This window comes from Phreatobacter sp. (assembly GCF_016793595.1).
Classification (GTDB): Bacteria; Pseudomonadota; Alphaproteobacteria; order Rhizobiales; family Phreatobacteraceae; genus Phreatobacter.
Genome location: NZ_JAEULY010000027.1, coordinates 64,447 through 86,260 on the forward strand (window position 1 = coordinate 64,447; position 21,814 = coordinate 86,260).

At 62.2% G+C, this 21,814-nt stretch carries 17 protein-coding genes and 1 pseudogene; 2 read left to right on the forward strand and 16 right to left on the reverse strand.

Translation table 11 applies throughout. The features are described 5' to 3' along the window. Positions 1-191: 191 nt before the first annotated feature. The 6 genes and pseudogenes from JNK84_RS21915 to JNK84_RS21935 all read right to left on the reverse strand — a co-directional run bounded on the left by JNK84_RS21915 (position 192) and on the right by JNK84_RS21935 (position 3,011). Positions 192-488 carry a Rha family transcriptional regulator gene (locus tag JNK84_RS21915; RefSeq protein WP_367272381.1) on the reverse strand — a complete coding sequence of 99 codons (297 nt, stop codon included), beginning with the start codon at positions 486-488 and terminating at the stop codon, positions 192-194. Then, positions 454-528, reverse strand: a pseudogene (locus tag JNK84_RS23530) (BRO family protein); the annotation flags it as partial. The gene JNK84_RS21915 and the pseudogene JNK84_RS23530, both read right to left, overlap by 35 nt. A 79-nt stretch (positions 529-607) precedes the next feature. Further along, positions 608-730 carry a hypothetical protein gene (locus tag JNK84_RS21920; RefSeq protein ID WP_293428245.1) on the reverse strand — a complete coding sequence of 41 codons (123 nt, stop codon included), beginning with the start codon at positions 728-730 and terminating at the stop codon, positions 608-610. Positions 731-781: 51 nt separating this feature from the next. Then, positions 782-1,003 (reverse strand): hypothetical protein, encoded by a 222-nt coding sequence (locus tag JNK84_RS21925; protein WP_293428247.1) that lies wholly within the window; start codon positions 1,001-1,003, stop codon positions 782-784. 137 nt (positions 1,004-1,140) lie between these two features. Continuing rightward, positions 1,141-1,794, reverse strand: a complete 654-nt coding sequence (locus JNK84_RS21930; RefSeq protein ID WP_293428249.1) for a hypothetical protein — start codon at positions 1,792-1,794, stop codon at positions 1,141-1,143. Further along, positions 1,794-3,011 (reverse strand): AAA family ATPase, encoded by a 1,218-nt coding sequence (locus JNK84_RS21935; protein ID WP_293428251.1) that lies wholly within the window; start codon positions 3,009-3,011, stop codon positions 1,794-1,796. Before JNK84_RS21935 ends, JNK84_RS21930 begins: the two co-directional genes overlap by 1 nt. A 355-nt stretch (positions 3,012-3,366) precedes the next feature. Between JNK84_RS21935 and JNK84_RS21940 the strand changes: the two genes are divergently transcribed. Continuing rightward, complete coding sequence (locus JNK84_RS21940) at positions 3,367-4,536, forward strand: tyrosine-type recombinase/integrase (RefSeq protein ID WP_293428253.1); 1,170 nt, start codon at positions 3,367-3,369, stop codon at positions 4,534-4,536. 610 nt (positions 4,537-5,146) lie between these two features. On the opposite strand, the gene JNK84_RS21945 is transcribed toward JNK84_RS21940, so the two are convergent. The 7 genes from JNK84_RS21945 to JNK84_RS21975 form a co-directional block, all read right to left on the reverse strand. Next, positions 5,147-6,109 (reverse strand): cation diffusion facilitator family transporter, encoded by a 963-nt coding sequence (locus tag JNK84_RS21945; RefSeq protein WP_293428254.1) that lies wholly within the window; start codon positions 6,107-6,109, stop codon positions 5,147-5,149. A gap of 23 nt (positions 6,110-6,132) precedes the next feature. Beyond that, entirely contained in the window at positions 6,133-9,414 is a 3,282-nt protein-coding gene (locus JNK84_RS21950; protein ID WP_293428255.1) for an efflux RND transporter permease subunit, read from the reverse strand. Positions 9,415-9,425: 11 nt separating this feature from the next. Further along, positions 9,426-10,676 (reverse strand): efflux RND transporter periplasmic adaptor subunit, encoded by a 1,251-nt coding sequence (locus JNK84_RS21955; RefSeq protein ID WP_293428256.1) that lies wholly within the window; start codon positions 10,674-10,676, stop codon positions 9,426-9,428. A gap of 43 nt (positions 10,677-10,719) precedes the next feature. Then, positions 10,720-12,294 carry an efflux transporter outer membrane subunit gene (locus JNK84_RS21960; RefSeq protein ID WP_293428258.1) on the reverse strand — a complete coding sequence of 525 codons (1,575 nt, stop codon included), beginning with the start codon at positions 12,292-12,294 and terminating at the stop codon, positions 10,720-10,722. A 15-nt stretch (positions 12,295-12,309) separates the two neighbouring features. Then, the gene (locus tag JNK84_RS21965) at positions 12,310-12,687 is read right to left on the reverse strand and encodes a hypothetical protein (protein ID WP_293428260.1); all 378 of its coding nucleotides are present in this window, start codon (positions 12,685-12,687) and stop codon (positions 12,310-12,312) included. A 113-nt stretch (positions 12,688-12,800) separates the two neighbouring features. Next, complete coding sequence (locus tag JNK84_RS21970; RefSeq protein WP_293428262.1) at positions 12,801-14,168, reverse strand: ATP-binding protein; 1,368 nt, start codon at positions 14,166-14,168, stop codon at positions 12,801-12,803. Then, on the reverse strand, positions 14,165-14,875 hold the full coding sequence (locus tag JNK84_RS21975) for a response regulator (RefSeq protein ID WP_293428264.1): 711 nt from the start codon (positions 14,873-14,875) through the stop codon (positions 14,165-14,167). The genes JNK84_RS21970 and JNK84_RS21975 overlap by 4 nt, the downstream gene beginning before the upstream one ends. A gap of 1,187 nt (positions 14,876-16,062) precedes the next feature. Here JNK84_RS21975 and JNK84_RS21980 point away from each other — a divergent pair. Continuing rightward, the gene (locus JNK84_RS21980) at positions 16,063-17,340 is read left to right on the forward strand and encodes a tyrosine-type recombinase/integrase (RefSeq protein ID WP_293428266.1); all 1,278 of its coding nucleotides are present in this window, start codon (positions 16,063-16,065) and stop codon (positions 17,338-17,340) included. 94 nt (positions 17,341-17,434) lie between these two features. Here JNK84_RS21980 and JNK84_RS21985 read toward each other — a convergent pair whose 3' ends face one another. The 3 genes from JNK84_RS21985 to JNK84_RS21995 all read right to left on the reverse strand — a co-directional run bounded on the left by JNK84_RS21985 (position 17,435) and on the right by JNK84_RS21995 (position 21,465). Further along, positions 17,435-18,946, reverse strand: a complete 1,512-nt coding sequence (locus tag JNK84_RS21985; RefSeq protein ID WP_293428268.1) for a porin — start codon at positions 18,944-18,946, stop codon at positions 17,435-17,437. 545 nt (positions 18,947-19,491) lie between these two features. Beyond that, positions 19,492-19,959 carry an Lrp/AsnC family transcriptional regulator gene (locus JNK84_RS21990; RefSeq protein WP_293428270.1) on the reverse strand — a complete coding sequence of 156 codons (468 nt, stop codon included), beginning with the start codon at positions 19,957-19,959 and terminating at the stop codon, positions 19,492-19,494. Between the two features lie 261 nt (positions 19,960-20,220). After that, positions 20,221-21,465: an outer membrane protein gene (locus JNK84_RS21995; protein ID WP_367272380.1), complete on the reverse strand. Its 1,245-nt coding sequence runs from the start codon at positions 21,463-21,465 to the stop codon at positions 20,221-20,223. Between the last annotated feature and the right edge of the window lie 349 nt (positions 21,466-21,814).

Genomic DNA, 21,814 nt, shown 5'->3' on the forward strand with positions numbered 1-21,814 from the left:
CGACGGCGCTGGAACCCTCACCATTCGATCGAGCAAGGGTGCGGTCTGCGAGGGCAGGTTCGTCTATGTGACCCGCCGCGAAGGAGAAGGCACGGCAACCTGTTCGGATGGTCGGGCAGGACCATTCCGCTTTGTCTCGACCGGCACAAGAGGCACCGGGACTGGCGGGTTTGGGCGTGACCGAGTGGTCTTCACTTTCGGAGATTGATGACGTCGGGCCTGTGACGTTCAGTGCAAGTGTCACAGGCCCGCTGCGTGGAACCATGGATTTCCTCCATGGCCGCGTTGAAGGCCCGGATGTACAGCCGTTTGAACTGAAGGGCCTTCGGGCCGGTGAAGCCCATGGCGAAGAGCGTGAAGCCCTCTTGGTCCATGTCGATGGTGCGGACGACCCGGAGTTTTCCCCAGTTTGTGGGGAATATGCTCGTCGGCATCGAGAAGACGCAGAGCGTGGTTGACCTGTACGTAGCCGAGGATGGCGCAGACATCCTTCGCGACGAACCATGGCTTATCGTCGAGGGTGATGATGCGGACGCCCGGCCGTCCTTGATGGAGACGATGGTCACCCGCTGCGCGGGCTGGGCCGGCAGAGGCGACAGCGAAGCTCCTATACGAGCAGGAACACCGCGACCGTCGCCACGATGATCATCACGGCAAAGCGAACCGTCAGCTTCTTCCGCTGCGCCTCAAGGGCAGCTTCAAGGTCGCGGATCGTAGCGGCGTCGTTCATGGCCCAGTTCCTCTCAACCTCGACGTAGCCGAACACATGTCATGCAGGGGCTCAAGGCAGCTTGAGCATGTCGATGCCCATGTAGATACGGCCCCGCACATAGCCCCGGCTGGTCGTCCTCGCCTTGTCCAAGGCCAGCGTAGCGATGCCCTCAAGGAGCGCCCGGATGGCTCTACGCGGGTCGTTCGCGAACTCGGCCAGAACGTCATCAACGTCATGATCAGTGATGGCCTCAGACGCGATTTCTCGATCCGAGCGGCGGGGCGCGGTCATGGGCAGGCTCTCGACTCGGCTGATCAGTTCCCGTTATGTTCTGATCGCGGATAGAAAGCAAGCGCGGTGCGGATCAATTGAAGTTGGATGAGAAGGGGCGCGCGACAAGTGAGGGGGTATCGAGGCTTGGAATGCGCCTAGAAGTTCTTCAATGCCTCAATTTTCGCGCAGAAACTATCGAACGATTGCGATCTAGCGCGGCGCTGAGGTGTGACTAGGGCGAGTTCTTTGATCTTCGCTGCGATATAGGCACCATCTGACTCGCAAAAGTCAGGGCAGCGCTGCCGAGCCACCGGGTCTGCCGGCCGCAAACTCCGGCGCAGGAACTCCTTGGCGTCTACGATACTACCGACGTTCCGATTTCCGATTTCAATTCGAGCCCAGCATCGGCGCACTTGGCTAAGTGCCTCGGGAAAAAGCAGCCACCATGCCTCCATCTCAAACGCTGGAGTAGCAGCCACGGGTACCCCTACCCCCGCAGCCTTCAACTCAGCCTCAATCTCTTCGGCTGCCTGAACATGGGCGGGCTCGACGCTGTCGCAATCACGATGGGCTATCACTGCAATGACATCGTTGGAGACAGCTTCGGCCCTTACCAAGGCCGCGATTCCCTCGGCTGCACGCCTTCTCGTGGCGGGCAGTTCCGATTTGCGAAGCAATACTAAAGGCCGGTGGCGTTTAGCAAACTTCGCCGTGGTCTTCCTGACAGCTTGAGCAATATCGATTAGGGCGGATCGATCCGTGTCATCTTCACCGAAAACCAGCACGACCTTTTGCCGCACCCTCGGCATTAAAGTGCTCCCCCGAGCGTGCCCGAAAACCAAAGCTCGCCCAATCCATAGCCAGACTCTTCGATCATGGCCGAAACGTTCAGTTCGCCCAAATCTACAACCCTCGTGGCGTCCGTTTCTTCATCTCGCTCGAACACGCAGAGTTCATCTTCCTGAAGCCGGTTGACAAGCGCGGGCGAATGCGTCGCCACGATGATCTGCGTGCGGTCAGAAGCCTCGCGTAACCGTTGGACGAGCCTATCCAATGCATGCGGGTGCAAGCCATGATCTACTTCTTCAAGACACGTCAGTTTCGGAGGTGACGGGTCATGAAGCATCGCAAATAGCGAGATAGCTCTAATCGTCCCAAACGATGCCCTACCGAGAGGGGTAAGGTCCGTAAGATAACGCTCCTTCAACTGAACGACGATTGCTTCGGAGGACCCACCAAGCTTACTGAACTCAAATGAAACAAAACTCGGGAGGACGTAGCGAACATCTTGGCAAAGTTTCTCAAAGATGTCGGGATATTCATCCTTCATCCACTGAAGATAGGCTGCCAGATTCGATGCGTCGGCGGAAAGCCTCGAAGGCTCGATTGCACTCGCAGGCAAGCGCGCCTTTTCAACATCTACCTCAAAAAGACGGAGGTCTTCGAAGACTGATGCCAACTCCGCAACTTGAGAAGCGCCGTACTCTTCACCCAGACGTCTTATGGTGCTCAGGCCAGATGACTGCGACTGGATAGAAATCTTTCTCTCGTCCCGCGTTCGGGCGTCCTTCTCAGGGGCAAAGACCATGCTTCCACCCGAAAGCGTTATTCTACGGCCCCTCCCGCGAAATCGCTTTAACACAATGGACTCGCGTCGTTGCAGCATTCGTCTTGGCCCCGGAGAGTCAAGCCGGCCATGGCGCAATCGCAACTGCCAAAACGAGAGGCTATACTCATCTGGAGCGTTTAACGACGCATGCTCCGTGATGAGTCCTCGGACTTCGATCGTCGTGGACGCACGCTCGATTTTTGATGTGCGAAAGCGGATGTGTTCCATGCCGCCAAGGCTGTCCACGGCGGGGACAAGATCATTGCGGGCGACGTCACCCAAAAACTGAAAAACCCGCAGGAAGTTGGTCTTACCGGCCCCATTGGGGCCAACGAGAACGTTCAACGGCTTCAGGGCGACATCGATTCGCCGAAAGCTCAGAAAGTTGTGAACAGTGACGTTCAGAAGCGTTCGCACGAATGCATACCTTTGAGACTTCCGAAACGTATCAGCGGAACGTTAACGGACCAACCCCCACGAGATCGATCCGTGGGGGATAGCCAAACTCCCGCATGGGGGATAGGTCAGCAAGGCTGACATTATAAGTCTTTGTTCTTGCTGATCTTTATCCACCCAAAGAGGGCTGGCGCTCCCTACGGGACCATAACTCACGTATCCAACCGTCTCTCGACGTTCCATGATGATCCACGCAACCTTGTGTTATGTCACGCTTTTTCTAGGTTCTCGAAATCGGCAGGAGCTCCGCGTATCCTGGCGTATCGTGCAATCTCGTGCTAACGGGTACCCTAAAAGGTGCCCTAGGGATGCGGCGATGGCTCGCGGATTGAACCTGCTCACGACCCGTGGAATGGCGGCTCTGAAGGACGATGGCGCATACGCCGATGGCGGCGGCCTCTATCTCATCGTCAAGGGCGGATCGCGCACCTGGCAGTTCTGGCACAAGTCAAACGGCAAGCGAGCAAAGAGCGGCCTTGGGCCGTTTCCGGCGATCACGTTGGCCGATGCGCGATCCAAAGCCGCAGCTCTTCGGGCCATTGTCGCTCGCGGAGAGAGCGTGCGGGTCCAAACACCTGATCGCGGCTCAACCACCTTCGGCACGATTGCTGACGACGTGCTTCAAAAGAAGATGTTCCGCTCGGCGTCGCATCAGCGTCAGTGGGAGCGCTCGTTGCGCGAACTCGCAAAGCCGCTATCGCACAAGCCCGTCAGCGAAATCACGCGACAGGACATCATAGATGTGCTTGCGCCGCATTGGCACCGCGTGCCGGAGACAGCTCAGAAGCTTCGCGCTCGCATCGAGAAGGTCTTGGCCCGTGCAACAGCACTCGACCTTCGGACGGGAAACAACCCGGCAGGGTGGCGCGACGGGCTAAAGGAACTGTTGGAACCGCAGGATCCGACGAAGCGCGGACACTTCAACGCGATGCCCTACCATCAGGTCCCGCCACTCGCAGAGCGCTTGCTAGGGCTGAGCGGGTTTTCCACGCGCGGTCTGTTATTTGCGATTCTCACGGCGGCCAGGTCTGGCGAAGTACGTGGAGCCGACTGGGGCGAGATCGACCTCAATGCCAAGATCTGGGTGGTGCCGAAGGAACGCATGAAGGCGAAGCGCGAACATGTCGTCCCGCTGAGCGATCAGGCCATCGCAATATTGGAAGCCCTGCCCCATCGATCCGGGCTGCTGTTCCCGAATTCCAATACGAACGCCCTTTCGCAAATGGCGCTGTCGATGGCGCTGAGACGAGCTCTCGCTCCAAAAGGAGTCAGGGCCGAGAAGGTTAAGCTCAATGCGACCGTCCATGGCTTTCGTTCGAGCTTTCGCGACTGGTGCTCGGAAAACGGTGTTGCGCGCGAGGTGGCCGAGCTTTGTCTCGCTCACCTTATTGGCAATGCGGTCGAACAGGCATACGCACGATCGACTGTGCTCAATCGCCGCCGTGATGTCATGCAATCGTGGGCGGATTTCGTTTTGCAGAATTAGCTGAGGTTGGTGGACATGGATGCTCACCCCTGCGTTTGACCCGCAGCCAGCAATGAGCATTCTGCCATGAAGTCCCGCACCGCCCGCAAAATGGGGGTCAAAACAGTGCCTCAGGCGATGCTGGCTTGAGAGTGCGCTGCAAGACGACTGTCGGCGATCGGCTCCTAGAGAAAGGAACCCTGGAATTTGAACAGGCTTTAATCTTCGTACACTTTCGCATGAATCCCCTCGGCGCGAATGCCGATGGCTTGTGCATCAAAATAGCACCCGATTACCCCTGCCCCATTTGGCTCGTGAGAGAGCACCGAATGACGTCAATCCGTCAGTCGCAACAGCGCCGCGCGGCTCGCCGGGATCGTCGACCTGAGCGGCTGACAAGAGAAAGGCCATAGCTGCGCACTCGATCCAAGTTTTCGAAATAGGCGCTCTGAGACTGGCGCGGCGCGGGAGATAGGTGAACTTTGCCTTGCCCGACTAATAGGTAAAGCCGCTGAATAAGTACACGCGGGATCGGCGATGCAAAATCGCGACACGGAATAATGTAGCTTTTATAACTTAATATTATCCAAAATATTTCTTCGAAAACCGATTCGACGCGATATATCGTAAACTATTTCTGTTTGGCGTTATGCAATTCCTTCGAGACTACCTGGCGGTCCACCTGAACGGTCACATGCTCAATCGAATGGCGGGTCTTCAACCAATCGGCGACAAGTGCTGGTAACGACAACGAATCCGTTGCGCCCTTCGGGCTGACGTGAACGGTGGCCACGATCGTATCGTCGCTCAGCGTCCACGCATGAAAATGACCGGCGGCTTCGATCCCTGGAAGGGCCGCGATGCCGCGTTCGATTTCCACCGCATCGATGCCGCGCGGGACAGCTTGCAGCAATACCCGGATGGAGTCCGTAACCAGGGTCCAGGCAGAACGAATGACGAGGCCCGCGACGAGAACCGAGAGGATCGGATCGAGCAGGGTCCAGCCCGTGAGCATGATGCCGATGGCCGCAGCGATGGCGCCGACTGAGCCAAGGAGATCGCCGACGACATGCAGAAACGCACCGCGGAGATTGCTGTCTTGAGAATTGCCGGAAGCTAGGATGTACGCGCCAGCGATGTTCACAAGCAGCCCAACCGCTGCGACCGCAAGCATGGGGCCGGCGAGAATCTCGCCCGGCGCCTTGATGCGCTGCACCGCTTCCCAAGCGATCCAGGCGACAAGCAGCAAAAGCGTCGCGCCATTGGCGAGCGCTGCAAGAACGCGCACGCGATGGAAGCCGTAGGTACGGGTCGCGTCGGCCGGCCGGCGCGCGATGCGATAGGCAATCAGCGCGAGCAGCAGCGCCGCGGCGTCCGAGACCATGTGCCCGGCATCTGCGATAAGCGCCAGCGATCCGGACATCCAGCCGCCCACGGCCTGAACCAGCGCGTAACCGGCCGTGAAGATGAAGACGAACCGGATGCGCCGCTCGCTGGAGGCGGTGACCGACTGGCCGTGATCATGGGCGCCGGGACCATCACCGTGGGCCTCCTGTCCGCGTTGCGGGGCGTCGATCATGGTGTCGCGATCCATCTATCCGTTGTTCAGCGGCATGATCATGAACCCGCGCTGGCCGGCGCGACAGTCGCGCCGTCCTTTGCGTTGTCCACCTGTCCTGCCGGGCCGGAACCTGAACTCAGGGATTGCCCGGATTTCGCTGCTGATCCGTAGCGGACGTACAGGATGGGCAGGATGATGAGCGTCAGGACCGTCGCGCTGATCAGGCCGCCGATGACGACCGTGGCAAGCGGCTTCTGGACCTCGGCGCCCGTGCCGGTCGCGATGGCCATCGGAACGAAACCGAGCGAGGCGACCAGCGCCGTCATGATGACGGGACGCAGGCGTGTCAGCGCGCCCTCGACCACGGCCTTTTTCAATGACCAGCCCTCCGCGACGAGTTGCTTCATGTAAGTCAGCATGACGAGACCGTTGAGCACGGCCACACCTGAGAGCGCGATGAAGCCGACGGCGGCCGCGACGGAGAACGGCATTCCGCGCAGCCACAGCGCGATAACGCCGCCGGTGAGCGCGAGTGGCACCGCCGTGAACACCAGCAACGCGTCGCGGAACGAGCCGAGCGCCGATGACAGGAGCAACAGGATCAGCAGGAAGCATGCGGGCACGACCAGCATCAGCCTGTTGCGCGCTGCGGCGAGGTTCTCGAACTGGCCGCCCCAGGTGACGTAATAGCCGCTCGGCAGAGCGACGCGCTGCACCTTCACCTGCGCCTCCTCCACGACGGAGGCGATATCCCGGCCGCGGACGTTCGCAGTGACGACGACGCGGCGCTTGCCGTTCTCGCGGGAAATCTGGTTTGGCCCCTCGACAAAGGCGAGCGAAGCGACCTGCTCAAGAGGGATGGAGGCTGCGCCTCGCGCGCCCTCCGCGGCGATCGGCAGCGGCAGGTGCCGCAGGTGTTCGATGTCCTCGCGCACGGATTCCGGCAGGCGGACGACAATCGGGAAGCGCCTGTCGCCCTCGAAGATCACGCCTGCCTCACGGCCGCCAACGGCCGCGCCGATGACATCCTGCACCGCCTGGACGCTCAATCCCAGCCGGGCAATCTCGGCCCGGTTGATGTTGATTTCCAGGCTCGGCAGGCCACCGACCTGTTCGACCTTCACGTCCTGCGCGCCGCGGGTCGAGCGCAGAGCCGCAGCGATCTGATTTGCCGCGCGCAGCATCGGCTCGAAGTCGTCGCCAAAGACCTTCACGGCAAGATCGCCACGCACGCCCGCAAGCAGCTCGTTGAAGCGCATCTGGATCGGCTGGGTGAACTCGTAATTGTTGCCGACGAGCTTCTCGACCTCGGCCTGAATCCGCTCGATAAGTTTGGCCTTAGTCAGCGACGGATCGGGCCACTCGTTCTGCGGCTTCAGGATGATGAACGTGTCGGATGCGTTCGGCGGCATGGGGTCCGCCGCCACTTCCGCGGTGCCGGTCTTGGAGAAGACATAGGCCACTTCCTTGAAGCGCGAGACGGTACGCTCGACTTCCAGCTGCATCGCCTGAGACTGCGTCAGCGACACGCTGGGAATCCGCAAGGCGTGCATGGCGATGTTCTTTTCGTCAAGCTGCGGCAGGAACTCCTGCCCGAGCCGCCCGAAAAGCATGCCGCTGGCGACCAGCAGCGCGATCGCCCCTGCCATGAACAGGATCGGCAGACGAAGTCCGGCATTCAAGGCGGGCGCGTAGATCGCCCGGAGCGCCTTGACCAGGAAATTATCTCTCTCCTGCACCTTGCCGGAGATGACGATCGCGAGAACCGCGGGAATGAACGTCATCGAGAGAACGAAGGCCGCGACCAGTGCAAGGATGACCGTTAGCGCCATCGGCTCGAACATCTTGCCCTCGACCCCCGAAAAGGTCAGCAGCGGCACATAGACGAGGATGATGATCGCCTGACCGTAAACCGATGGCTTGATCATCTGCTCCGAAGCGCCAATGACCGTCTGCAGCCGCTCCTCGAGCGTGAGTTGACGTCCCAGTTCATGCTGCCGCTCGGCAAGCCGGCGCAGGGTGTTCTCGGCGATGATCACAGCGCCGTCGACAATCAGGCCGAAGTCCAGCGCCCCGAGGCTCATCAGGTTCGCGCTGATTTTTCCCTGCACCATGCCCGACATCGTCATCAGCATGGCGATCGGGATCACGAGGGCGGTGATGACCGCGGCGCGGATATTGCCAAGCATCAGGAAGAGCACGAGGACGACGAGCAGTGCGCCCTCCGACAGGTTCTTCGCCACCGTGGAGATGGTCGCGTCGACCAGCGCCATGCGATTGAGGACGGGTTTCGCCTCGACGCCAGGGGGAAGCGACCGGTTGATCGCCTGCATCTTGGCATCGACTGCCGCCGCAACCGTGCGACTGTTCTCTCCGATCAGCATCATCGCGGTGCCGATGACGACCTCCACGCCGTTCTCGCTGCCGCTGCCTGTGCGCATCTCGCGGCCGATGCTGACCTGCGCGATATCGGATATCCGGATCGGCGTACCTTCGCGGGTGGCGACGACGATGCTCGATATCTGATCGACCGCGTCGAGCCGTCCGTTGATCCGGACGTTGAAGCCCTCGCCGTTGCGCTCGATATAGCCTGCGCCCCGGCTGACATTGTTGTTTTCCAGCGCTTCGGCAATGTCGCCGAAAGAAAGGTTGTAGCCGATCAGCCGGGAGGGGTCCGGCTGCACGATATACTGCTTCTCGAAGCCGCCGATCGTGTCGATGCCGGCAACCCCGGGAACGGTTCGCAGTTGCGGGCGAATAATCCAGTCCTGGACCGTTCGCAGATAGGCCGCCCGCTCAAGCTCCGTCCTGAGGATCTGCCCCTCCGGCGTAAGGTAGCTACCGTCGCGCTGCCACCCGGGGGCACCGGGGCGAACCGGCGGGCGGTCGCTGCCGGTCTTGAAATGCACCGCCCACATATAGATTTCGCCGAGACCCGACGAGATCGGTCCAAGTTGCGGACGAACGCCTGCCGGCAGGTTTCGGCCGGCTTCGGTCAATCGTTCGGTGACTTGCTGGCGGGCGAAATAGATATCCGTGCGCTCGCTGAACACCGCCGTGACCTGCGAGAAGCCGTTGCGCGACAGCGAACGCGTATACTCGAGCCCTGGAATACCGGCGAGCGCGGTCTCGACCGGAAAGGTCACCTGCCGCTCGACATCGACGGGCGAAAGCGAAGGCGCCAGGCTGTTGATCTGGACCTGCTTGTTCGTGATGTCCGGCACGGCGTCGATCGGCAGCCGCGTGAGCGACCAGATGCCGAAGGCCACGACGGCCAGCGTGACCATGACCACCAGCCAGCGCTGACGGACCGAGAATGCGAGAACGCTAGCGATCATTGCGGCAAAACCTAGTGCGAATGTTCGGCTTCGGACTTGCCGAGTTCAGCCTTGAGCAGGAACGTATTGCTGATCGCGATCGTCTCGCCCGGGTCCACGCCGAACGCGATCTCGACGAACTCCTCGTCCTGCTTTCCCAGCACCACCTTCCGCGTCTGGAAGCCGGTCTCGGTGCGAACGAATACCACCGTCGAGCCTTCGACGGTCTGCATCGCTGCCCGCGGCACCCGCGTCTCGACCTCGACCTTTTCGATTTCGACATCAGCGCTGACAAATGAGCCGGGCCGCCAGAACAGATCGTCGTTGGGGATGGCGGCGAAGACGCGGGCGGAGCGCGTCTCGGGATTGAAAACGGGGCTGATGAAAACGATCTTGCCTTCGGCGCGGCGGTCGTTTCCGGCGATCGATACTGTAACCTTGTTGCCCTCGCGAACCTGGCTGAGATCTGACGACGAAACCGCCAGCTCCACCCAGACGGACTTAAGGTCGATGATGGAATAGAGTTCCTTGGCCTGGCCTTCACCGCCCACCGGCGTGCCCAGATCGACCATGCGCTCGACCACGCGGCCGAGGCCCGGGGAGCGGATCTCATAGCGCTGAAGGCCGTTCATCGCCTCCGGCGCGGCCGAGAGCTTGGCGATCTCCTGTTCGCTGACCCCAAGGGCTGCAAGCTTCTGCTTGGCCAGATGCAGGCGAAGCTGTGCCTCGGTGAAGGCGTTTCGGGCGCGCAGATATTGCTGCTCCGCCTGGATGCGGCTGCGCCACAAAGTTTCCTCGCGCTCGAACAGCGTTTTCTGAAGGCCGAAATTGACGAGCGCCGTGATGTAGTCGCTGCGGGCCTCGGCGACCTCGCGGCTGTCGAGGATGGCCAGCAGCTCGCCGGGCCGAACCTCGTCGCCAAGCCCCTTGCGCAGTTCCGACACCGTCCCGACGATACGCGCCGCGACACGCCAGATGTTGTTGCGGTCCGGAACGATCGTTCCCGGCAGCGTCAGCCTGCGCGACAGGCTGCCGCCCGCGACCTCCGCCAGATCGATCCGCGCGGTCGCGATGCGCTCCGCCGTCATGGCGAGCGTGCCTTCGGGGGCGCGCTCCTCGGCATGGGCGCCGCCTGCGTTACCGCTCGGCGCTGCTGTCGAGCTTGAAGCTGCGCCGGTAATGACTGAGAGATAGGTGCGCGCCATCTGGGGCCCTTGAGGCCAGGCCAGGCTGAGCACAACGCCCCCGATCAGTCCGGCGATAGCGATGGTCAGAGCTTTCATGAGCGTGTTTGCCTAGGCACGAAAAGGGGAAGCGGGACGGAAGTCACTGCGCCTGCGAGGACCGAACGGAGATTGCGGCCAACGGGGCGGGGCTCGCAGCCGCAGCCGGAAAAGACACCGGTACGATGACAGCCGGCACCGGCTCCGGCGGCGGGGGCGCGCCGAGCGCCTTGAAAAAGGCCACCGAAGCGACGCTCGCCCCCTCGGTCGCATCCGCAAGTTCGAGCTCGGCTTGCCGCAGGTCGGTTTCGGCCTGCAATCGCTCGGTCAGACCGGTGAGACCGCCGCGATACTGCCGGTCGGCGAGGTCCAATGCGCTGCGCGCCGCGGCGACCGCGGTGCGCTGGCGCTCCAGCCTGTTGCGCGTCGCCCGGATCGTCGCCAATGCGATTTCGACATCCTCGACGGCGCGAAGGACGGCGCCACGGTAGGCCGCGACGGATTCGCGCCACTGGGCCTCACGGGCGCGCAGCACGTGAACGCGCATTCCCCAGTCGACAAGGGGAATGGTGACCGCCGGCCCTCCGGCGAAAGTGACCGGCGTGCCCAGGATCGGCCGGCCGAGAAGGTTGCCCGCCACGTCGAGCGTGCCGGCCAGAGCGAAGCGCGGATAAAGTTCCGCATTGGCCACTTCAGCCTCGGCGCCGCGCTGAGCGACGACATACTCGGCGCGCCGGATGTCGGCCCGCCAGCGCAGGATGTCGGCCGGGAGGGGCGCCATGGCAGTCGTGATAATCACCGCGCCGCGCCGGCTCACGCCTATGCGGCCGTCCGCCCGGGCGGAACCGGAAAGTGTGGCCAACCTCTGCCTTGCAACGCGCACGGCGAGTTCCGCCGCTGGTGCGCGTGCCCTCGCCGCCTCATACGTCGATCGTGCACGCTGAACATCGAATTCGCCCGCCGAGCCTGCTGTCTGCTGGGTTTGCACCAGACCCAGCAGGCCGCGTCGCGCCGAGATTTCGCGGGTGATGACGGAGAGGCGCGCCTCGGCCCCACGCATTTCGAGATAGGTGCGGACCACCTCGGCGACCAGAATGAACTGTGCGTCGCGTGCGTCTTCCGCGGCAGCACTGGCAGCGTTCTCGGCGGCGATGACGGTGTTCCTCACACGGCCGAAGAAATCCAGCTCCCATCTGGCGTCGAAGCCGGCAAGAAAGCTGCCGACCGTTCGCCGCGCGGGATCTCCGTAGAAATCCTCGCCGGCCGCATTGAGGCCGCTCGCCGGGCCATTGAGGCGCGACTGGAGAATGGCCTGGGCCGAACCGTCGACCATTGGGAGCCGTTGCGCTCCCTGCGCGCGGGCGAGCGCGCGAGCCGCGATGACCCGTTCCTGCGCCTCCGCAAGACCAGGATTATTGGCGAGCGCCTCCTGAACCAGACGGTCCACGGCCGGATCGCGAAAGCGCCGCCACCACGTCGCGATATCCGCAGGTGGCCGCGTCGTCGTATTCGTCGGCCCGTTACTCCAGCGCGCCGGCAGATTCACTGCCAGCGAAGCCGCGTCATCACGGGTTACGCAACCGGACAGGCCAATAGCAATGGCGCCGATCGCAGCGCACCGGGATATGTCGAGCACGGCATTCACCAGAATGTTAGCGACGTGCCGCGGCAGCGGCACGCTCGCCTGCTGCGGTCAGAGCACGGCGCGGACGTTGCCGCCGCCGGGGATCTGAAGCTGGATAGCGCCCTTGGTGCCAGCCGGAATGGCGACCGGGGCCGTACCCGTCAGCCTCGACCCTTCCTTGGCTGCGAGCGGCACACGGTGCGTATTGCCGTTCACCACGACGGTCGCCGTGCCCGAGAATCCCTCAGCCGAGATCGGCCGGGAGTTTCCATCGCTCACGTAAACGCTGATAGTGGTCGAGCCGTCGAAGACGACCTCGACGTGATGCCGCGGGCCGGCATCAACCTTCCATCCGCCGTTCGGCCCGCGCTCGGGCGCGCTGGCGAAGGCCGCGGACGGCAGAATCGAAAGAGCAATGGCAGCGACAGCGCGCCTGCTGAGAGTCATGTGGGCAACCTCTTTCAGAACACGGGCGGCGCTCGGCCAGACCATTGAGCGACCGGAAAGGATCGTCCCGAAGAGGGGGTTTCGGAGGCCAGCCGAGCGACGGCCGGAACCTGTCAGATTTGCTCTGTCGGCGCGTTTCGGTTGTGTGACAAAACATTTCCGGCAGGCCCTTTCAGAGGCAGGCGGATCACGACTTCCAGCCCCACCTCGGGCCGGTTTTGCAACGTGATCGTGCCGTCGTGGGCGCCGATAATCTCGTCGGCGATAGTGAGCCCCAGACCGAAGCCGCCTGTCGCCTCGTTGCGGGATGTCTCCAGCCGAACGAAAGGTTCGAACAACGCGTCAATCTTGTCAGGTGGCACGCCCGGCCCCTCGTCAAGGACGGTGACGACGGCCTGATCATCATCGATCGACGCAGTTATTTCGGCGCGGCGGCCGTATTTAACTGCGTTCTGGACAATATTCGTGATCGCGCGCTTCAGCGCCAGCCGTCGACCGCGCAACACCAATGTAGCGGGACCATGAAACATGACGTCCTGCCCCATGTCGCTGGCGTCGTCCGAAATCGTCCGCAGCAATGCGACAAGTTCGACCGGCTGCGCCTCCTCGCCGGCGCGGTCTCCCTTGAGGTAGTGGAGCGTCGCCTCGATCATTCGTTCCATTTCGGACAGATCGCGCTCCAGCGACCGCCGCAGGCGTCGATCCTTCAGTTCCTCGAGTCTGAATCGCACGCGCGTCAGCGGCGTCTTCAGATCGTGCGATACGGCGGCGAGGGCCTGCGTACGTGTGCGGGTCTGCCGGAGGATTCGCGACTGCATGTCATTGAAGGCGGTTGCCAGCGCCCGAATCTCGCGAGGCCCCCCCTCGGGCACGATCTCGCTCGATCCCGCCAGCTGGAACGAGCGGGCCGCGTCCGCCATGCGCTGCAGCGGGCGGGCCAGCCACCGAACCATGAGGACGGAGGCGAGCATGACAACCAGCGCGACCAGCGTCGTTGCGGCGATCGCCTGCCACGGCCTGGGCGGATGAAAGTGCGGCGCGAGAATGCCCACATTGATCCACGATTCATCGGGCAGGCGCATGGATATCATCGCCAGATGCAAAGGCGAGTTATCCCATCCGTCCTTTCCAACCATGACGCCGCCCCCCCCACCCGGCGGCAGCCTCTGAAGGAGTTGGCGGCGCAGCTCGCCCCACTCCTCGCCTGCATCACCGACGGCCCGCGGCCGCATGGCCCAGTGAGCCTCGATCGCGCCGCCGGACAGGTCATGGGCCGCCGTGTCGCGCGCCTCCGACGACAGCCGCCCGATATTCTGATAGATGGAGTATAGCCGCTCGACGAGGCGCTCCTGGTTGGCGAGCGCGGCCTCGTTGGCAAGTGTCGCCTCGTAGATCCACTGGCTCGAAAACTGAACCGTGAGAACGCCCGCCAGCAGCACGATGATGGCGCGACCGGCAAGCGTGTCGAATATCGCCTTCAAGTACGCCTAACCTCCGGCGAGAAGAGGTAGCCCGCCCCCCGTATCGTCTTGATGATATCCTCGCCGCCGGGACAGGACGCGAGCTTGCGACGGAGCCGGCTCACCTGCACGTCGATGGCGCGATCGAAACCGGTCGCGATGCGATTTCGCGCCGCGTCGAGCAAATGTTCGCGGGACAGCACCCTCTGAGGTGCCTCGACGAACGAGAGCAGCAAGTCATATTCGCTCGTAGACAGATCAATGGCCACCTTGCGCGCGTCGATCAGTTCCCGCTTGCGAGTATCGAGTGTCCAGCCCTCGAAAGAGAAACACCAGCTCTCATAGCCTCGATTGGGTTCGGCCATGCTCCGGCGCAGAACCGCCCTCACCCGCGCGGTGAGCTCGCGTGGGCTACAGGGCTTAGCAAGATAGTCGTCCGCACCGAGTTCAAGGCCCACGATGCGGTCAGTTTCTTCGCCACGCGCGGTGAGAATGATGATCGGCATCGAAGAACTCGCGCGCAGCTCTCGGCAGAGGTCAAGTCCGCTCGTGCCTGGCAGCATCAGGTCAAGAACGACGAGGTCGATCTGCGTCGATTTCAGCGCCTCGCGCATCTCCCGCCCGTCACGCGCCGGCGTCACGCGGAAGCCGGACTGGCGAAGGAATTTGGACGTCAGCTGCCGGATTTCGACATCATCATCGACAAAAAGAATATGTGGTTCATTCATTCTAGGGTCGCTTCGACAGATAGATGGGGCAGCATCATTACGCACCCCGCAGTATCGCCACTTTGCGGCTTTGTATCGAATTGTTTCAGATCCGCTCTTGCCGGTGCCAAACGGTCCTTAGGGGCTACGCGCAAGCGGCTTTCAACCGATCTCCTCATTGAAAATATTTGTAATCACGCAAGCATATTGTGAATCACACTGGAGAAATGCCTGCAATATCGAACATGTAGAAATACCTTCACAGGTCGACACGATCTGGTGAAAGGATATCGAAATGAAAGTTATAATCGCGACACTCCTCATCATCACAGCTCCCGCTGCGGCGATTGCCAGTGGATCATACCCGACAACGCTCACGCCCGAGGAGCGAGAGCGGCACGAATTCTTTGACGCCCAGCGAGGCATCAAATCTGGCCCCGACCTCGTCCGTCAGCACCAATTCATTCAGCCGGCACACGGGCCCGGCCGCGCGCCTGCCGCCGTGCCTCAACCCGATCATGCTCAAGCGTCGGGGGCCGCTCTGTTCGGCAACTTCTGAGACAGCACGCCCAATCAGCTCCCTCGCTAGCTCCTTGCCGACCCGCCTCCCATGCCCGAAAGGCTTGCTGGGAGGCGGGCCTCGGCGCAAAGCCTTGCTGCCGGCAGCCCCTATCGAAGGCGGAAGCGTGACGCTGCCATTCCCTCGTGTCTCAACATTGCAGAACATGTCCATTCTGCAATGTTTTTATTCCTCACTGTTATATTTTGACATATTTCGTAATACACGCAATGCGTGTTTTTGAACGCATGCGCAATAACACACGTCAGCTAATTTGATCGAAAGAAGCGCTTCGTCGGAGTCCCGCGCGTTGGCGAGAACGCAACATCCCGACGCTCTCACCACAATTGCCCGAGAAGCACATTCCCCCCGGTACCCGCGACCCTCAAAATCCGCCCTTGTTCCTACGATAGGCCTTTATGCTTATGCTGTGTTGCTGGCCGGCAATAATTCGACTTACCTTTCAACTCGCCGTTTGTTGAGGCGCGACACCGGCCTTTCTACCGTTTCCCAGTCAATCAGACGGCCCTGACGGCCATCGTCTCATTGCCAGCCTTCGGCCAGGTAACGATCGCGTCAGTGTGATTGGCCAAGCCGGCGGTCCTTTGTTTGTTGCGTTGCGAGGTTCAAGGTGTTGCTGCAGTCCAGCATGGCCCTTCCCGAGATCACCATTGCCTCAGACGGCGGCTATCATTTCAGCCTGCCGCTGACTGAAGCACGGCTCACCCGATATCAGGGAGCTACCATCTGCGTGCGCGTCGATGGAGTAGCTTTTCCGGTGACCATCAATCGCTCGATCCCGCTCCCGTTGCCTTGCCAATCCCTGCAGGAAGCCAAGTATTTTGCTGCGGCCATCTCTCTTCAGGTCGTAAGCGCAACTGCAGAGGAATCATCGTTAGTCGAAAGCGCTGCAGCGTCCCTGCCCGATTCTGAACCCCGTTTTACAGCGTCCAGTAACGCTTCCGGCCCACGCATTCTCGACACATTCGAACTTTGGCGCGCTCACCATCTTGCGCTCGACGGTGCCCCCACGACGCCGCCCTATTGGCATCTGTTGATCAGCCGGTTCGTCGACCATCTCGGCCATGACGAGCTAGCAACCGTCTCTGCGCAAGATGTCCGGGACTATCGAGACCACCTGATCCGGTCAGGGCGCAACATCCGAACGGCACGTCATGCGGACTTTGCCGCGATACGCGCACTGTTCCATTTCGCCGTGGAGCAGCAAATTCTTGCGTCAGATCCAACCCAGGGAATCCGCTTCAAGCTGGCGCGGCTCGCGACGCAGAGCAGGATGCTTGCGTTCAGCGATGACCAGGCCCGCACCATCCTTCAGGCGGCCGATCGGCAGTCCATAGCCTCGCGGCGGTGGATTCCCTGGCTTACCGCCTTTACCGGTAGTCGTGTGGCGACAATCGCCAACCTGCGCACTTCCGATGTCGTCGAGATCGAGGGTTGCTGGGCGCTTCGGATTTCCAGGCAGGCCGGGCCGATCAAGACTGCGGCGTCCGAGCGGCTGGTACCGATCCACCCGGCCATTCTTTCCCGCGGTTTCATCGATTTCGTCGAGCGCCTGGAGCGCGACCGGCTTTTCTTCGCGCCCGCCCCTATGGATGCATTCAAGCCATCGCTGAGCAATCCGCTCGATCCCGGCTCGCTGGCACGCTACAATCCCGCCCGTTCCACCATCCGCCGGGTTACCGAGTGGTTACATACGCTTGGGCTGGAAATCGGCAGGGAGCATAAGCGCGATCCCAATCACGCTTGGCGCCACTGGTTCAAGGAAAAGGCCTTTGCCGCGGGGGTGCCGGAAAAGATCGCCGACGCCATCGTTGGACATGCGCAAGCGACGACGGCCAGGCGGTATGGCAGCGTGGCCCTGAAGGTCATGGCGGTTGAAATGCAGAAGATCCAGAGTCCGGCTTGAGGCCGGCGAGCACCTCAAAAACCTGACGGTTTACAACGAAAATGGCCCCCGGCAGTGCCGGGGGCCATCCTTATTGCAGAGCGATTTGGCGCTATCAGAAGTTACGCTGCGCGCGAACCGTGCCGGTCCAGACGCCTTCCGTGGTGCGGCCGGGCGTCGTGTTGACGCCGTAGGTCGAAGCACCGAAGGGCAGCGGCGCGCCGGCCTGGGTGCGCGAGTTGATGTTGTGGTAGACGAGCTCGATACCGAGGTCGAGGTTACGAACCGGCGACCAGATCGTATTCACGCCGACCTGCCAGTACTTGACGTCCGGCAGCAGCGAGAGGCCGGGCTGGTCGATGTTGGAGTAGCCGCCGAAGATCGCCGAGCGCAGGGCCGGTGTCCAGAAGTGGCGGAAGCCTGCCGTGATCGACCAGGCCTTCGTCGTCTGGATCGAGGTCGCGCCGCCCGCGGTGATGACCGCGGCATCGCGAAGCTGGCTCATCAGGCTGTTCGGCGAGGCACGATTGCCGGCGCCGAAGATGCCCTGGCGGTCGCCGCCCTGGTTCGCCGTCGAGAAAGCGTAATCCAGCGCGCCGTCCGAGTAGACAGCCTGCAGCCACAGCACGTCGCCGCGGGCGAGCATGTCGAGATTCAGGCGGACGCCTGCGCCGATCGCCCAGCCCCACTTGTCGCCCGCGCGAATGGCCGGAGCGCCGTAATTGGCGGTGCCGACCGTCGTGCCCGTGCCGCCGACGAGGTTGCTGCCATAGCCGTAGTCACGCAGCTGATGCAGCGCGCCCATGAGCTGAGCCGAGCCCCAGCCCTGATCGACGCGCAGGTTTGCGACGATGTCCGGGATCTGGTTTGCACCGTAGGTCAGGCCGTAGGCGCCCGACAGCGGACGCTGAACGGTCGACGAGGCCGGTACCGCAGCGGCGGTCACGACATAAGCGTCCTGATTGCCGACACGGCGATAGACGCCGTCTTCCAGCGACACGGTGGCCGAGAAGCCCGAACCAAACGTGGCGGTGTAGGCGAGAACCGTCGTCGAGACGGCCGTCGCGCCGAACGGACGGGCAAACGAAACGTCACCCTGGTAGAAGTTGAAGAACGACGCCGAGAAGCCGAACGTGAACCCGGCGAACTGGATGAAGGCGCGTTCAACGCTGATGTTCGACTGACGCTGCGACTGACCGACGCCGGAGTTGATCTGGGTATCCGAGGTCGGACCGGAGGCTGCCAGCGCGGCCCGGTAAGCCGAGAACTGGCCGAAGGCACGGAGCAGGCCGTACTCGGTGTTCGAGCGGGCATCCGTGAACAGCGTCAGGCGGATGCTGGTCGAGTAGTTCGCGTCGTAGCCGCTGGTCGCGAGACGCGGATCGAGCGCTGTCCCCTGCACGCCCCCATTCGGGTTGCTGAGGAAATTGTAGTCCGCACGGACGAAGCCGCCGATGCGAAGGCAGGTGTCGGTGCCCGGGATGAAGAAGAAGCCCGCGCCATACGTATCGCAGATGCGAACATATTCCGCAGGGGCCGCCTTGCCCGGGAGATCAGCCGCCTGAGCGCCCGTCAGGCTGATAAAGCCTGTGGCAGCGCCGAGAAGAAGGCTCTTAACCGTCTTCATTGTTTAGACCTCCAAAGTTTCTCCTGAGGGAGCATGGGGTTCCGTCTGACTGCCGGTTTCCCGGAAGGCTTCTGGCCCGTTATTCCCCGATGGCCGCCTGTTTGCTGTCGTGGCATTTGCCGTTCGACCCCAAAAGGGCGGTGCGACCGGGGTGCCCCCCTTCGTCGCAGGGTCACCATTACCGATGGTTCCGCGCCGATCAATCGAAACAACCGCCTTCCACCGCCCCCGACGAGCCTTTGGTGGGGAGTGTTGCAGGAAGGCCACGGCCCCCTTAACCACGGCGAGCCGCCCGATCCAACTCACAAGAGCCTGATCTGTTTTAGGAAAATCGAACATTCACCGTTCCGTGAATGTTAACACCGGAGCGGGGCGCTCACCGGGGGGCGCCGCGCCGCCTCCCCGCCAGGCGATGCCGTTTCGCCATCCGGATACCGGCGCAGGGCGCATGACCGACCATGGATTCGCGGTATCGGGGTCTATTCGGAGACCCGGCGAATATCGGCCGCCGAATCCCGCGACATGCCCCCTCGCGCAACAGGCCCTCAGGGCTTCGGCAAGGCCGGCACCGCATAGGCCGTGGTCGACTTGATCCGCTCCATGGCGAAGCGCGACGTGACATTCTTCAGCGGGATCGTCTCGATCAGCCGCTTATAGAAGGCGTCATAGGCAGCCATGTCGGTAACCACCACGCGGAGCATGTAGTCGACATCGCCGGCCATCCGGTAGAATTCCATCACCTCCGGCAGCGCCGCGACGGTTTCGGCGAAACGGCCGAGCCACTCGCGCGAATGGTCCGATGTCTCGATCGAGACGAAGACGGTGAGGCCGAGACCCAGCTTCTCCGGCGAAACCAGCGCCACGCGCTTCAGGATATAGCCATTGGCCTCGAGCTTCTGGATGCGCTTCCAGCACGGCGTCTGGGACAGATGCACCCGCTCGGCGAGTTCGGCGATTGATATGGTCGAATCGTCCTGAAGAATCGTCAGGATCTTGCGGTCAATGGCGTCCATTTTGTCTCGGTCCGGCCTGGAAGCAGAAAATTGCGATCCGCATCGCCGTGCGAGATAATTATTCTACGTCGCCGACATATGCTGCCGATAGAGAGATTATTTATTCTGTCTTGGCAAGTCCCCACCCGCATCACGGCGAATGAGGCACCGCGCTGTCGGCGCGCATGCCGCCTCCCGGCGGTCACGCGGCGACCGGCATGCGCCAACAGAAAAGGCCGCCCGCAGGCGGCCTCTCCGTTCGGTGGATGGCGCGGTATCGGCTCAGTAGCGAGCCACGACCGCGGCATCCTCCCCTCCGAACTTGTAGGTGATGCCGACGCGGGCGCGACCGTTGTCGGTGCGGGTCCGCAGAATGCCCGGTACGAGGTCGCGCGAACTGTTGAACTGATGGATGTACTCGGCGCGCAGCGCGACATTGGCGGTGAGCATGGTCTCGACGCCGGCTCCGAGCTGGAAGCCCGAAAGCGACTGGGTGAAGCCGCCGCCGAGGCCCGAGGTCTTCACGTGGGTCCAGCCATAGCCTGCCGAGACATAGGGCATGATCGAGCCGCCCATGACGTAGCCGAGACGGGCGCGCAGCCCGATATTCCAGTCCGATCCGATCGAGGCCGAGGCGCCCACGCCGCTGATCGTCGTCTTGATGTCGGACAGGCTGGCATCGCCCTCGAGACCGGCCACGATGTTCATGCCCGCGAACTGATGATCATAGCCCGCCAGCACGCCGCCGGTGACGCCCTGCGAGCCGATACCACGGAAGCTGAAGGCCGGCGGCGCGGAGATCGTCGTATTGCCGAAGCCGTAGCCCGCCTGGACGCCCGCGAAGAAGCCGCTCCAGTTGCGGCGCGTGGGCGCCGCGAAGGTCGGATAGAGGCTGCCGCCGCCGAAGCGGTAGTTGATGCCGATCCGCGCCGTGCCGGAGGTCGGCTTCACCGAGAGCGGCGCGAACTGGCCGAAGCTGTTCGAGAAGGTATGGATATACTCGGCATACATGAACCAGTTGCCGGACAGCCGCGTCTCGACACCGCCGCCGATCTGCCAGCCGTTGGCCGAGAAGCTGACGCTGCCGAGGCCGCCGGGCGCCGAGAAGGTCGTGCGGCCCTGCGTGAAGCCGCCGGTCACATAGAGCATGGTCTCGGGCGTCAGCAGGTAGCCGAGCCGGCCGCGGATCGCCCAGCGGCGATCACCGGAGAACTTGACGTTGCCGACACCGCCGATGCCGATCACGGTGTCGATGCCTTGCAGGTTGCCCTCGGCCAGGACGCCGGCCACCCAGCGCTGGGCGAACTGATAGTCCGCGCCGATCTTGCCGCCGACCAGCCAGCCGTTGGAGCCGATTCCCGAGAACCCGAAGGCACCGGGAACCGAGATCGCCGTGTTGGCAAAGCCGTAGCCGGCATGAAGGCCGCCATAGACGGCCGTCCAGGTGAAGCCGCTCGCCATCACCTCGGCGGCCACCGGTGCGCGCGGAACCCCGAGATCGGCCGACTGCGCCGCCGGTGCGGCCATGCAGATGGCCAGAATGGATGCAGCATACGCGAGACCAGTTCGCATCATTCGTCGTCCCCCAAGCGTGCGCGCTTTTCGCCCGTGCCGGGCCCCGGATTACCAAGCGCCTGTGTTTTCCGCGCGAGTTGTGACGGAGAATGTAACCAAGCGTCAATGATGCCCGCGAGGATTCGAGATTAACATTAATGCGCCACCGCTCGTATTTTCTTCTATCAATTACTTTATGCCATCAACGATCATTATCGATCTTATTCACTTTTTGCCTTTCGTACCTATGAACGAATCACATTCGTGTGATTTTTATGTTCTTTAATAAAACATTATCGGAATACAATTTGCTATTACTCAA

Excerpts from the sequence above, each read along its gene's own strand:
- JNK84_RS21915 (WP_367272381.1), bottom strand. The coding sequence starts at position 488 with ATGTCTGCGCCATCCTCGGCTACGTACAGGTCAACCACGCTCTGCGTC.
- JNK84_RS21950 (WP_293428255.1), bottom strand. The coding sequence starts at position 9,414 with ATGATCGCTAGCGTTCTCGCATTCTCGGTCCGTCAGCGCTGGCTGGTG.
- JNK84_RS21985 (WP_293428268.1), bottom strand. The coding sequence starts at position 18,946 with ATGAAGACGGTTAAGAGCCTTCTTCTCGGCGCTGCCACAGGCTTTATC.
- JNK84_RS21940 (WP_293428253.1), top strand. The coding sequence starts at position 3,367 with ATGGCTCGCGGATTGAACCTGCTCACGACCCGTGGAATGGCGGCTCTG.
- JNK84_RS21955 (WP_293428256.1), bottom strand. The coding sequence starts at position 10,676 with ATGAAAGCTCTGACCATCGCTATCGCCGGACTGATCGGGGGCGTTGTG.
- JNK84_RS21995 (WP_367272380.1), bottom strand. The coding sequence starts at position 21,465 with ATGGCCGCACCGGCGGCGCAGTCGGCCGATCTCGGGGTTCCGCGCGCA.
- JNK84_RS21920 (WP_293428245.1), bottom strand. The coding sequence starts at position 730 with ATGAACGACGCCGCTACGATCCGCGACCTTGAAGCTGCCCTTGAGGCG.
- JNK84_RS21975 (WP_293428264.1), bottom strand. The coding sequence starts at position 14,875 with ATGAATGAACCACATATTCTTTTTGTCGATGATGATGTCGAAATCCGG.
- JNK84_RS21925 (WP_293428247.1), bottom strand. The coding sequence starts at position 1,003 with ATGACCGCGCCCCGCCGCTCGGATCGAGAAATCGCGTCTGAGGCCATC.
- JNK84_RS21945 (WP_293428254.1), bottom strand. The coding sequence starts at position 6,109 with ATGGATCGCGACACCATGATCGACGCCCCGCAACGCGGACAGGAGGCC.
- JNK84_RS21980 (WP_293428266.1), top strand. The coding sequence starts at position 16,063 with ATGGCCCTTCCCGAGATCACCATTGCCTCAGACGGCGGCTATCATTTC.
- JNK84_RS21965 (WP_293428260.1), bottom strand. The coding sequence starts at position 12,687 with ATGACTCTCAGCAGGCGCGCTGTCGCTGCCATTGCTCTTTCGATTCTG.
- JNK84_RS21990 (WP_293428270.1), bottom strand. The coding sequence starts at position 19,959 with ATGGACGCCATTGACCGCAAGATCCTGACGATTCTTCAGGACGATTCG.
- JNK84_RS21930 (WP_293428249.1), bottom strand. The coding sequence starts at position 1,794 with ATGCCGAGGGTGCGGCAAAAGGTCGTGCTGGTTTTCGGTGAAGATGAC.